Source organism: Mucilaginibacter phenanthrenivorans (genome assembly GCF_024721155.1).
In the GTDB taxonomy this organism is placed as follows: domain Bacteria; phylum Bacteroidota; class Bacteroidia; order Sphingobacteriales; family Sphingobacteriaceae; genus Mucilaginibacter; species Mucilaginibacter phenanthrenivorans.
Genome location: NZ_JAHVAP010000008.1, coordinates 1 through 12,148 on the forward strand (window position 1 = coordinate 1; position 12,148 = coordinate 12,148).

General features: G+C 41.4%; 12 protein-coding genes. 4 read left to right on the top strand and 8 right to left on the bottom strand.

Going from position 1 to position 12,148, the window contains the following annotated elements:
- Positions 1–322: 322 nt before the first annotated feature.
- The 7 genes from KXD93_RS19550 to trpS form a co-directional block, all read right to left on the bottom strand.
- Positions 323–1,690, bottom strand: a complete 1,368-nt coding sequence (locus tag KXD93_RS19550; protein ID WP_258139036.1) for an exonuclease domain-containing protein — start codon at positions 1,688–1,690, stop codon at positions 323–325.
- 195 nt (positions 1,691–1,885) lie between these two features.
- Positions 1,886–3,739 carry a membrane protein insertase YidC gene (yidC, locus tag KXD93_RS19555; protein WP_258139037.1) on the bottom strand — a complete coding sequence of 618 codons (1,854 nt, stop codon included), beginning with the start codon at positions 3,737–3,739 and terminating at the stop codon, positions 1,886–1,888.
- 21 nt (positions 3,740–3,760) lie between these two features.
- A complete protein-coding gene (gene pyrG / locus KXD93_RS19560; protein ID WP_258139038.1) occupies positions 3,761–5,371 on the bottom strand; it encodes a CTP synthase in 1,611 nt (536 codons plus the stop codon).
- Between the two features lie 202 nt (positions 5,372–5,573).
- Positions 5,574–6,203, bottom strand: a complete 630-nt coding sequence (locus tag KXD93_RS19565; protein ID WP_258139039.1) for a hypothetical protein — start codon at positions 6,201–6,203, stop codon at positions 5,574–5,576.
- A gap of 8 nt (positions 6,204–6,211) precedes the next feature.
- Positions 6,212–6,946, bottom strand: a complete 735-nt coding sequence (kdsB, locus tag KXD93_RS19570) for a 3-deoxy-manno-octulosonate cytidylyltransferase (protein ID WP_258139040.1) — start codon at positions 6,944–6,946, stop codon at positions 6,212–6,214.
- Positions 6,947–7,070: 124 nt separating this feature from the next.
- Positions 7,071–7,685: a deoxynucleoside kinase gene (locus KXD93_RS19575; protein ID WP_258139041.1), complete on the bottom strand. Its 615-nt coding sequence runs from the start codon at positions 7,683–7,685 to the stop codon at positions 7,071–7,073.
- Positions 7,686–7,867: 182 nt separating this feature from the next.
- Positions 7,868–8,863, bottom strand: coding sequence for a tryptophan--tRNA ligase (gene trpS / locus KXD93_RS19580; protein ID WP_258139042.1), 996 nt, complete (start codon positions 8,861–8,863; stop codon positions 7,868–7,870).
- 37 nt (positions 8,864–8,900) lie between these two features.
- Between trpS and KXD93_RS19585 the strand changes: the two genes are divergently transcribed.
- From KXD93_RS19585 to KXD93_RS19600, 4 genes are all read left to right on the top strand, one after another.
- Entirely contained in the window at positions 8,901–9,629 is a 729-nt protein-coding gene (locus KXD93_RS19585) for a lysophospholipid acyltransferase family protein (protein WP_258139043.1), read from the top strand.
- A gap of 106 nt (positions 9,630–9,735) precedes the next feature.
- Complete coding sequence (locus KXD93_RS19590) at positions 9,736–10,467, top strand: lysophospholipid acyltransferase family protein (protein WP_258139044.1); 732 nt, start codon at positions 9,736–9,738, stop codon at positions 10,465–10,467.
- Entirely contained in the window at positions 10,464–10,769 is a 306-nt protein-coding gene (gatC, locus tag KXD93_RS19595; RefSeq protein WP_258139045.1) for an Asp-tRNA(Asn)/Glu-tRNA(Gln) amidotransferase subunit GatC, read from the top strand. The genes KXD93_RS19590 and gatC overlap by 4 nt, the downstream gene beginning before the upstream one ends.
- A gap of 194 nt (positions 10,770–10,963) precedes the next feature.
- On the top strand, positions 10,964–11,689 hold the full coding sequence (locus KXD93_RS19600) for an ABC transporter ATP-binding protein (RefSeq protein WP_258139046.1): 726 nt from the start codon (positions 10,964–10,966) through the stop codon (positions 11,687–11,689).
- Between the two features lie 7 nt (positions 11,690–11,696).
- On the opposite strand, the gene KXD93_RS19605 is transcribed toward KXD93_RS19600, so the two are convergent.
- A complete protein-coding gene (locus tag KXD93_RS19605; RefSeq protein ID WP_258139047.1) occupies positions 11,697–12,125 on the bottom strand; it encodes a hypothetical protein in 429 nt (142 codons plus the stop codon).
- Positions 12,126–12,148 lie beyond the last annotated feature (23 nt).

The window sequence follows — 12,148 nt, forward strand, 5'->3', positions numbered from 1 at the left end:
CCTGCGTTAATCAAAATCGAGCATACGAAAATAATTATCATAAATTACTTGCATAGATCATAGAAATCGAAGTTTTTAAAACTTCGTAAGTTTTAGGAGTTCAATTCATTTAATAGAGATATTACATCTTTCAACTCAATCTTCACTTCCTGGTACAATTTAATTTCTTTAAAAGATTTCTTCAAGTTATTAAAAAGACGCTGCTCAGCCTTATTAAGTGGACGATTCTCCTCCTTGGTATTGGCGTTTAATTTCTTCATCATTTGAGTATTATACATTCAAATTTACGAAGTTTTAAAAACTTCGTAAATTGATAGTTTCTTCACCCGGCAAACACCATCTTCCTGTCCGGATATTTTACCGCATAACTATCAACCATATTCCTGATATAATCATTGCCCGGATACGGGGTAAGGTGGTTTTTAAGCTGATCAAGGGTGTCAGCATTAAAATAGTGAGAGATATAACCCATGCCGTAAAACTTCCCTTTTTCAACTAGAAGGCAGCTGTGTTCATCATCTGTTCTGCCGGCATCGCGGATGGCAAAGGTTGGTAGCGCTTTGTTCAACTCACTAATCGCCATGTACACTTTTTGGTTATAATCATCAACCGACTCATGGCCCTCACACGCGCAGTGAGCAATCTTCGCCCTGGTACATTCGGCAATGGTGCTTTGGATGAAACACAATTTAGGACAAAGTTCAAATGTATCTATCAGCTTTAGTAAAATACTACGGCCCTCAAACAGTGTATTGCAACTGTAGATGGAGCCGGTCATTTTGCGGTGTTTATCAACCGCCAGGCGCAAATAGCCACGCTGGTCCTCGAAGGCATACAAACTGTAAGTCTGTTCAAAGCGTTTGAGCGACCGGTTATACTTAGGCCACAGGCGTTTTATCTCAACAGCCTCCAATACAAAGGCAACCAGCTCGGTACCACAAACCTGGAACGTTATGTTATGGATATTACGCAAAAACTCCTGTCGCTGTACTCCGGGGTTATTACCGGTGAAATGGCTGCAAACGCGTTTCTTCAAATTTTTAGCCTTGCCTACATAAATAACCTTTCCTTTTTGATCATGAAAGTAATATACACCCGGTGATTGCGGCAATGCATCCACATCTTGTTTGGGTAAATTGGCAGGCAGTACTTGCTCCTTCGAGTTTTGTTTTAAGGCCTGCGGGATGTGGTTTCCCTTATCCTGTTGCAACAACAGTGTGAAGATCTTAGCGGTAGCCTCCGCATCACCGGCTGCGCGGTGGCGGCTTTCGTTTTCAATCCCTAAATGACGGCACAGCTTGCCAAGGCCATAGGAGGGAAGCCCCGGCATTATTTTACGCCCAAGCCGTACGGTACACAATTTATTGCATTGTAACTCGTAACCCACCGCTGCTAAATGATGGCGCACAAACGAGTGATCGAAGTTTACGTTATGGGCTACAAAGATCTTATTGTTAAGCAGGTGGTATATGTCGTGTGCTACATCTTCAAATGGTGGCGCATTTTCCACCATCTCATTTGTTATGCCAGTTAATGCACTGATATAGATCGGGATGTCACGGCGCGGATTAACAAGGGTTGAATAGCGCTCAATTACCTTTTTACCATTGTGTATGCAAATAGCTATCTCGGTAATGCCGTTTCCGCTGGCATGCCCCCCTGTTGTCTCGATATCTACAATTGCATACATGGATGTAAATGTAGAAACTTTTTGCTAATAAAATTAGTTAAATTTTAAAGTTCATAGTTGATGGTTCATAGATCATGGTTTTAGAAGCATATTTTATTATTTGTGCAAAAAAAGGCCAAAATCCTTTCAACGATTTCGGCCTTTTCTATTTAATATCTGGCTATGATCTATGAACCATCAACCATGAACTACTCCTTACTTCTTCTTAGCCGGAGGCAATTGTTGCTGTTGCTTCTGGCGCATCATTTCTTCCATGCGTGCCTGGAAACCACCTGTTTTCTTTTTAGGATCCTCCGGTTTCTTTTTGTTTTCCTGGATCTGGGCGTGGATCTTTTTATCGTCAACCATTAAACGGATAATGTATTGCTGTAAAAAGGTCAGCATATTTGCTAAAAAGTAGTAGTAGTTTAAGCCTGATGGATAGCTGTTCAGCGCACCAAGGAAAATGATAGGGGTAATGTACCCAATGTATTTCATCTGGCCGGTTGCACCCGAGATTTGGTTATTGAAATAAGTATATATGAGCGTCGATATCGTCATCAACACGCACATTAAGCTTAGGTGGTTACCAATGAACGGAATATTTGTACCGAAAGTAATAAACGAATCGTAGGTCGATAAGTCATGCATCCATAGGAAGCCTTGTCCGCGGAGTTCAAACAAACTCGGGAAAAAGCGGAAGAATGCAAACACAATAGGCATCTGGATCAACAACGGCAAACATCCGCCTAATGGATTTACCCCTGCCTTTTTATAGAGCTTGAGATATTCCTGCTGTAACAATGTAGGATTGTCCTCGCCAACCTTTGCCTTTATCTCATCCATCTCCGGCTTCAGCACACGCATTTTGGCCATTGAAAGGTATGATTTGTAGGTAAGCGGCGAAAGGAATAATTTAAGTGCAAGCGTTAATGCTAATATAATTAAGCCATAATTGCTGGTGAATTTGCTCAGGAAGTTAAATACCGGCAATACAGAAAACTTGTTGATATAAGCAAGGAATCCCCAGCCCATATAAACTTGTTTTTCTAAATGATAGCCCTGTGTTTTCAGGAAGTTGTATTTGTTAGGACCGAAATAAAACTCCATCGGGTAGGTGCCGTCGGCGCTTTTAGGGATCACTAAACCGGCAGTCATTTGTTTGATGTTGGTGGTGTCGGTAACATCAGTATTCACCGCTAAGTTCGATTTGGTGAAACCTTCCTTTGCAATCAGCACGCCCGAGAAGAAGTGAGCCTCAAAGGAAACCCATTGCATCTTTTTGTCTGCTATTTCTTTTTGGTCATCCTTACCTTCGCTCAGGTAATCAACATCATTATCTGTATTTAAATAATAAACGGTTGTATACCTGCGTTCCTGGTCTAAATCTTTTTCCTGCCTGCGCATACTGGCGGTCCAGTTAACGTTAAGGGCGTTACTGTTGGCAATCACCTGCTCCAGCCCGGTTGTTTTAACTGTTAAGCCCACTTTATAACCTGTGCCGTTTAATGAGTAGATGTAATCTACATACTGGGTTGCGCTATAATTTAAACGCATGGTAATGCTTGACGAATCCTTATCGGCAACCTGCAGATTGCCTGAAGTAGGCGTAAAGTAAAGCTTGTCGGTATTGATGCTGTTGCTACCTGCGGTGAACGTTAAACCAAAGCGGTTTTTATCGCCATCAAATAAAATCAGCGGCTTTTTGTTGAACGTTTTGTAATCCTTCAATTCAACCGAGTAAACCTTACCACCCTGTGTGCTCAGCTTTACAATAATGTCCTTATTTTCAAGCGTAACGAACTTTTGCGTGCCAACAGTAGTTGCACCAAATGGCATTTTTAACAAGGCGGAGTCAACTGGCTTGTTCGCTTCAGCCTTTGCCTTTGATGTGTCAACGTATTTTGCTGTAGTTATAGCGGGCGATTTGATTTGCCCTCTCTTGATAGAATCAGCATGCGCCTTTATTCTTTCTTTTTTGATTTCAGCTTCATTGGGCCTCATAAAAAAGAATGAGGCACCCATGATGATCATGATCAGGAATAATCCTGTAAACGTATTTTTATCCATTTCTAAGTATCGTACAAATATCTACTGCTTGCGGGCATACGCCATCGAAGCGGCGACAAAGTTAATAAAAAGTGGATGCGGATTTGCAACTGTTGATTTTAATTCCGGGTGAAATTGTGCCCCCACAAAAAACGGGTGATTTTTTAGCTCAACTATCTCAACTAAATTATTTTCAGGGTTAAAACCGGTTGGCAATAGACCTGCGTTTTCATAGTCCTTCAGGTAATCGTTATTGAATTCATAACGATGTCTGTGGCGTTCGCTTATGCGGGTTTTACCATAGAATTTTTCGGCTTTACTTCCCTTTTTAAGTTCGCAACCATATGCGCCAAGACGCATGGTGCCGCCTTTGTTAACCACCTTCTTTTGCTCCTCCATCATATTGATAACCGGATGCGGAGTTTCCGGGTTCATTTCGGTGCTGCTTGCATTCTTAAGGCCAAGCACATTGCGACCAAATTCAACCACGGCGCATTGCATACCCAGGCAGATGCCGAAGAACGGAATGTTATTTTCACGTACATAACGGATCGCCTCTATTTTACCTTCAAAACCACGCTCACCGAAACCTGGCGCAACAAGCACACCGTGCAGCCCCTTCAAACGTTCAACAGCGTTGCCGGGCGTTAACATCTCAGATGGAATATATTCTACTTTTACCTTTGATTCATTTGTTGCACCGGCATGGATGAATGATTCAACTATTGATTTATAAGCATCAGGTAATTCAACATATTTACCAACTAAACCAATTCGTACTTCTGAGGTTGGATTTTTCAGGCGGCCCAAAAAGCTTTTCCAGTTTACCAATTCAGGTTCAACTTTATGAGGCAGTTTTAATTTGGTAAGTACTGTTTTGTCCAGTTGTTCCTTAAGCATCAGCAATGGTACATCATATATAGATGGCGCATCAATTGATTCAATAACTGCATTTATATTAACATTACAGAACAAGGCTATCTTTTTGCGGATGTCGGTATTTAAATGATGTTCGGTACGGCAAACCAATATATCAGGCTGGATGCCGTATTCCAATAACATTTTAACGGAGTGCTGGGTTGGCTTAGTTTTTAATTCGCCCGCAGCGGCCAGGAAAGGAATCAGCGTTAAATGGATCACCAGTGAATTACCGGAGCCTACTTCCCATCTGAACTGTCTTACTGCTTCAATATATGGTAATGACTCAATATCGCCTACGGTTCCGCCTAATTCGGTTATTACAATATCATAATCACCACTTTCGCCAAGGATGCGGAAATTTCTTTTTATTTCGTCGGTAATGTGAGGTACTACCTGTACAGTTTTGCCAAGGAATTTACCTTCACGCTCCATGTTGATCACATTCTGGTAAATGCGGCCGGTGGTAATATTATTTGCCTTTGATGTCGGGGTGTTTAAAAAACGCTCGTAGTGACCAAGATCCAAATCGGTTTCGGCACCGTCTTCGGTAACATAGCATTCGCCATGCTCATAGGGATTCAATGTTCCAGGATCGATGTTAATATAAGGGTCGAATTTTTGGATGGTTACACGATAACCGCGCGATTGGAGTAATTTAGCTAAGGAGGCTGATATAATGCCCTTCCCTAATGACGAGGTAACGCCACCCGTAACAAAGATATATTTAGTCATGATTTTTGTGTGCTTGGCCCGGTTTTAAGGCCGGAACAAATTGTTTGTGTACGGGATACAAAAGTAAGAAAATTATTGGAGTTTGGGTTGGAGAAGTTGTAATTGTTGAAAAGGTTGTAAGTGTTGAAAGAGTGATTTGAAAAATAAATTTATAAGCAGGAATCCCGTAGAATATAACAACCCAACAAATACTGTATATTCATCAGTTTCCGTTAGGATTAAAGCCTTCTGATTCAGGTTCTGGTTTCACATCCTCATAAAGTACTTTTCCTGTATTATATAAATGAATAAGATTTCTGATTCGTTCAAAGCTGAAACTATTTTCAGCCATGTATTTATCATAAACAGTTTTATTGTCTTTAATCATTTCTTTAAAATCATCTTTACGGGCCTGTCTTGATCTTGAGGAAAAAAGGCTGCTGGTTTTTAATTCATTTACCGTATCGGAACCTTTGCTAACATAATAAACTTTTGAAGAATAACCTGCCTGCCCATTAAATCCTGTGGATGTGTATATCATTTCATAAAGGTTTATCTTTCCCTTTTCAATGAGCGGTAAAAATCCAAAGTGCTGGTTTGCTGCAACAACAACAGCGCGATATGCCACTTTTTTCCTTGTTATACAATATTCTCTAATTTCTTCAGGCAATATTTTTTTAGACTCGGCCATACCATCTTTTTTGTATTTAGCAGCTCCCATAAAGGGGATGGTAATTTTACAGGCAATTGAGTCGTCAGCATTGGTAATTATATAATCTTGCTGTGCCTGTGCCACATGCGTTAAAGCAATTAACCAAGTGAAAATAAATGCTTTTGTAATAAGAGGTTTCATAAATGGGGTTATTCAATATGTCTTAATTTCTCTAAATCTTCCGGCGCATCTATTGCATGAGTTTCCAACTCAGTTTCTGCAACTTTTATGCGATAACCGTTCTCTATCCAGCGGAGTTGTTCCAGACTTTCTGCTTTTTCGAGCGATGATACAGGTAGTTTGGTGACCTCCTGTAAAACATCGGCACGGTATCCGTAAATGCCGATATGTTTAAAGTAAGTGAAATGGCTCAGCCAGTTTTGTTGTTCCTGTCCCCGGATGTGTGGTAGCGGCGAACGTGAAAAGTAAACGGCCTCGGATAGTTTATTAACAACAACTTTTGGCGAGTTCACATTGAATAACTCCTGTTCAGTCAGTACTTTTTTTACTAAAGTGGCAAGTTGGGTATCGGGATTATTAAAGCAAGCTGCCAGTTTGCTAATTTGCTCCGGGTCGATATAGGGCTCATCCCCCTGGATATTAATAACTACGTTGTATTGCGGGTGCTGTAATGCTACCTCCGCGCAACGGTCGGTACCGCTTTGGTGATCTGGCGAGGTCATTATGGCCACACCGCCAAAGTGCAGCACATGGTCGTAAATGCGGGTGTCATCGGTAGCAACAATAACTTCGGTTAGATGAATACACTTTTTTGCCTGCTCGTAAACCCTTTGGATCATGCTCCTGCCGGCAATATCCACCAACGGCTTACCCGGAAAACGGGAAGATGCGAAGCGGGCCGGAATGATGCCAAGGATTTGCATGGATTGATTACCGATGATAATAAATAATTGTCATTGCGAGGAACGAAGCAATCGCGAACTGTACAAGTCCGTCCTGTATAGCATGCGATTGCTTCGTTCCTCGCAATGACATGATGGTGTTACCCTAAAATAACCCGTTCAATTCCCTCTCCACCAACTGAACAATAGTCGCCAAATCTTCGGTGTTATTGGCAAAGTCTATATTATCCTTATCAATGATTAGCAGCTTGCCCAGTTTGTAGCCCTTGATCCATTTATCATACTTGTCATTCAGTTTTGATAAATAATCAAGCCTGATGCCGCTTTCATATTCACGGCCGCGGCGCTGGATGTTATTAACTAATGTTGGGACTGATGCCTTCAGATAGATCAGCAGATCAGGCGGTTTTATAAATTCAGTGATGTTGGCGAATATAGCAGCGTAGTTTTCATAATCGCGGGTAGTCATCAAACCCATATCGTGCAGGTTTTCTGCAAAAATATAGGCGTCCTCGTAAATGGTACGGTCCTGGATCAGGTTGTGACCATTTTTTTGGATGTCGATGATCTGGCGATAGCGTGCGTTTAAAAAGTAAATCTGCAGGTTAAAGCTCCAGCGCTTCATGTCGCTGTAAAAATCTTCCAGGTATGGGTTATTATCAACGGCTTCATATAGAGGGTCCCAGCCGTAATTTTTCGCCATTAATTCGGTAAGGGTAGTTTTACCGGCGCCTATATTTCCTACAATAGCAATGTGCATTTTTAGCTTGATAGTTAATGGTTCAAAATTGTTAGTTCATGGTTCATAGCTGTTGATCTGGTAAATCCATCTATGTCCTCCTGAACGTAACCCGGCCTAAGATACATTATGGACAACTAACTATCAACTATGAATTGCTTTTTTTACAGCCGTGAACCATGGTCCATGAACTGTGAACGAAATCAAAAGTTTTTAAAGCCTATAAGTTCCCTAACTTCTTTAATAGTCCGTTGCGCACTTTCTCTTGCTTTAATAGCGCCGTGCTTAGCAACCTGGCGTAAATACTGTGAATCGCCGGCAATATCATTTATTTTTTCGCGGATAGGTGCGGTGGCTATAATGATATCTTCAGCAAGCTGTTTTTTTAGATCGCCGTAACGGATCTGGCAGGTGTTGTACAGGTTGTCGAAATGCTCGTAAGTATCAACTGATGAAACAACTTTTATAATATCGAACAGGTTCTGGATCTCTACAGGTTTTTCCTGGTTCTCGGTTGTCGGCCCGCCATCGGTAACGGCGCGCATTACCTTCTTACGAATAGCCTCAGGTGAATCAGAAAGGTAAACCGCATTGCCTTCGCCTTCCGATTTGCCCATTTTACCCTTACCGTCAAGCCCGGGGATCTTTACCAGGTTGTCGCTAAAGTTGAAAGCGTAAGGCTCTGGGAAATAATCCTTGTTATACAGCCTGTTAAAGCGGTTGCCGAAAGTACGGGCCATTTCCAGGTGTTGTTCCTGGTCCTTACCAACAGGCACTTTGGTGGCTTTGTGGATCAAAATATCGGCAGCCATTAAAACCGGGTAGGTTAATAAGCCTGCATTAACATTATCAGGGTTTGCGCGTACCTTATCCTTAAACGAAGTAGCGCGTTCCAACTCGCCTAAATAGGCGTTCATATTTAAATAAAGATACAGTTCAGCAGTTTCGGGCACGTCTGATTGTATGTAAATAGTGGCCCTTTCAGGGTCGATGCCCGCAGCAAGGTACTCTATCAACACCTGTTTAATATTACCGTGCAGGTCGGCAGGGGTAGGGTGCGTAGTTAACGAATGCAGATCCGCAATAAAAAAATAGCAGTTATATTCATGCTGCATCTTCACGAAGTTTTGTATAGCCCCGTAGTAATTTCCTAAGTGTAAGTTCCCGGTTGAACGAATTCCACTAACAACAGTTTCCATGGCGCGAAAGTAAGTAATTTTTATATTTTTGATGGTGATGAAATTGATCTTAAAGAAGGTGCATGTTTATTTATATGTGCTCAGCGTAGCCTTATCCTACTTTTTTTTCTGGCCGCTTTTTAAATATTTCTCTATAAAACCAGGCCGCTACCGCAACATGAACAGGCTTCGCCGTTATTGGGCAATCATCAGCTCCGGCCTTGTTGGATTCTTTTATCGTTTTGAATATGAGGAGGCTATCGACTGGAATAAGACCTACATTGTTTGTCCTAACCACACCTCAAACCTGGATATTTCGGCCATGTGTGTTTTGGTAAACAGCAATTGCAGCTTTATGGGGAAGGAAGAGTTGAAGGACGGATTGGTTACCGGCTTGTTTTTTCGATCGGTGGATATTCCTGTAAATCGCGATAGCAAAATGTCGTCATACCGGGCTTTTAAAAAGGCAACCCAAAAGTTAAAAGAAGGCACTACACTGATCATTTTTCCCGAAGGGAAGATCAGCGACGATTACCCACCTACGTTACATGAGTTTAAGAATGGCCCGTTCCGGCTGGCTATTGATCATAAAATACCAATTATTCCGGTTTCCTCATCAAACACGTGGATGCACCTTTGGGATGACGGAACTAAATACGGCACCCGCCCCGGAATCTGTAAATTTCACGTTCATAAACCAATAGAAACGGCCAATCTTACAGTTGATGACGAAGAGAAATTAAAGGACCTGGTATATGGAATTATAAGTAAAGCTTTGGTTTATTGAGTTGATTAGGTTGGGTTAAGTTGAATAAGTTCTGAAAATAGCGAACTCAATCTAACCTATTCAACTTATTAAACTCAATCCAACTTTTTCCTTAAATTCGCCCACCATGAAACTCGTTTTAAAAAGGATCCATACCCACTTTTACAGGTATAGTGTAGCCCTCTTTTTTTTATTGGTTTGGCCAATTCTGTTTTTTCTCTCGCGTAAGCAAACCCATTATAAATATATCAATGGCTTTAGGCGGTTCATTATTTTTTGCAGCACGCTTATTTCCGGGATCTTTTTTAATGTAGATTACGAAGTTCCTATTGACTGGAAACGTACCTATATAATAGTGGGGAACCATACTTCCAACCTCGACGTTTCCGCAATAAACCTGGCAGCTAAAAATAACCATTGCTTTATTGGCAAAGAGGAACTGCTGAGTAACCTGGTACTCGGCTTCTTTTTCAGAACGATAGATATTACTGTGAACCGGGAAAGCAAAATGTCATCATTCCGGGCTTTTAAAACCGCTGCCGAGAGGATTAAAAACGGGGTAAGTGTAGTGATCTTCCCGGAGGCCACCATTCCGGAGGACTATCCGCCGACTTTGCATCCATTTAAAAACGGCGCGTTCCGCCTTGCAATTGAATTGAAGGTTCCTATAATCCCGATAACTTCGCTTGATACCTGGAAGGTTTTATGGGATACCGGCAGTGAATATGGCAGCAGGCCGGGGATTTGTGATATATTTGTACACAAACCAATCGAAACTGCGCATTTAACGGTAGATGATGCCGATACCCTGCGCGACCAGGTTTACGATATTATTAAACAAAAATTGGCGACAGCATGACCATTGACCAGGAAACAGTAGATAAGATAGCCCATCTTGCGCGCCTTGAGTTGAGCGGCGACGAAACGCAGGAAATGATAAAGGATATGAGCAAGATCCTTGATTTTATGGCTAAACTGAACGAAATAAATACAACCGGCGTTGAACCGCTTGTTTACATGACGAATGAAGTAAATGTTTTGCGTGAGGATGTGGTAAGGCAGGAAATAACCCACCAGGAAGCCCTGCAAAATGCCCCGAAGCATGATGATGACTACTTTTTAGTAGCAAAGGTGATCGATTTGAAGTCCGAAAGTCAGTAACGTCGGAAACGACGGGAAGTCAGTAAAGTCCGAAAGACTGATGCTAAATCTAATTAAGAAGTCCAATAGTTTATATTAAATTTCTAATTTTTAGCCGGTTAAACAAATAATCTTCCGGACTTTCGGAGTTTTTCGACTTTCGGACTAAAAAACTGTAACAAAACCTACCTCATTGCAGTCAAATCAGAAAAAATATGACACCACTTATCACCCTTAAGGATATAGGACGTAAATATGTTATCGGTACAGAAATAATTCATGCCTTAAAGTCTGTTACGTTAACTATAAATAAAGGGGAGTTCGTAGCATTGATGGGGCCATCCGGGTCAGGAAAATCAACACTGATGAATATTTTGGGCTGCCTGGACACACCATCAAAGGGAGAATATATTTTAAATGGCATCAACGTAAGCCATATGACGGACAATGAACTGGCCGAAGTAAGAAATACCGAGATTGGCTTCGTATTCCAGACATTTAACCTGCTGCCCCGCAACACGGCGCTTGACAACGTGGCGTTGCCATTGGTATACGCAGGGATTAACAAGGAAACCAGGAAGGCCCGTGCTAAGGTAAGCCTGGAAAATGTGGGTTTAGGCAACCGTATGGATCATAAACCAAATGAATTATCCGGAGGTCAGCGCCAGCGTGTAGCCGTTGCCCGTGCCCTTATCAATAACCCCTCAATTATTTTGGCCGATGAGCCTACAGGTAACCTGGATACCAAAACCTCGATCGAAATAATGGGGCTAGTGGAGGATATTCACGCAAAGGGAAATACCATTATTTTAGTAACACACGAAGAAGACATTGCCTTGCACGCCCACCGCATTGTACGCATGCGTGATGGCCTCGTGGAGAATGATTACGCCAATACCAATATCCAAACGGTTGACAGGCATAGTATTCCAGCGGTGTAACAATTGTTTATTCCAGCTTTAGTCTGAACACAAAACGGTTATGCTGAGCGTCAAAATAATAAAAGTCAAGATAATTCTTATTAGCTATTTTAGCTTGATTCAAAATCTCGTTTAAGGGTATTTTTATCGGCTTGAAAGTGCCCTTACTTTTTGACAGTAATATTCTTTTTCTATTTTTATCTAACAAATATAAGCCTGTTTCGCACTCAGAACATGGTGTGTCGTCACCATAAGAAAAACTTAAAATATCATTTGGTTTGATCTTGCTTCTTTTAATGGTTATCGGTGGATTTTTATCCTGTTGATTATATAGTGCAATAGTTTTGTTATTGTAGAGTATATGCCAGAAGTCTGTGGTATCGACAATGGTTTTTGCCAACCCCGAAAACGGTAAGGATATTACTAAGCCAATAATAAATAATGTAAATTTTTTCATTTCCAGTTATTTCATTCCCGTTG

Bases quoted from the DNA above. Each gene is read 5' to 3' on its own strand.
- KXD93_RS19550 (WP_258139036.1), bottom strand. From the start codon at position 1,690: ATGTATGCAATTGTAGATATCGAGACAACAGGGGGGCATGCCAGCGGA.
- yidC (WP_258139037.1), bottom strand. From the start codon at position 3,739: ATGGATAAAAATACGTTTACAGGATTATTCCTGATCATGATCATCATG.
- pyrG (WP_258139038.1), bottom strand. From the start codon at position 5,371: ATGACTAAATATATCTTTGTTACGGGTGGCGTTACCTCGTCATTAGGG.
- KXD93_RS19565 (WP_258139039.1), bottom strand. From the start codon at position 6,203: ATGAAACCTCTTATTACAAAAGCATTTATTTTCACTTGGTTAATTGCT.
- kdsB (WP_258139040.1), bottom strand. From the start codon at position 6,946: ATGCAAATCCTTGGCATCATTCCGGCCCGCTTCGCATCTTCCCGTTTT.
- KXD93_RS19575 (WP_258139041.1), bottom strand. From the start codon at position 7,685: ATGCACATTGCTATTGTAGGAAATATAGGCGCCGGTAAAACTACCCTT.
- trpS (WP_258139042.1), bottom strand. From the start codon at position 8,863: ATGGAAACTGTTGTTAGTGGAATTCGTTCAACCGGGAACTTACACTTA.
- KXD93_RS19585 (WP_258139043.1), top strand. From the start codon at position 8,901: ATGAAATTGATCTTAAAGAAGGTGCATGTTTATTTATATGTGCTCAGC.
- KXD93_RS19590 (WP_258139044.1), top strand. From the start codon at position 9,736: ATGAAACTCGTTTTAAAAAGGATCCATACCCACTTTTACAGGTATAGT.
- gatC (WP_258139045.1), top strand. From the start codon at position 10,464: ATGACCATTGACCAGGAAACAGTAGATAAGATAGCCCATCTTGCGCGC.
- KXD93_RS19600 (WP_258139046.1), top strand. From the start codon at position 10,964: ATGACACCACTTATCACCCTTAAGGATATAGGACGTAAATATGTTATC.
- KXD93_RS19605 (WP_258139047.1), bottom strand. From the start codon at position 12,125: ATGAAAAAATTTACATTATTTATTATTGGCTTAGTAATATCCTTACCG.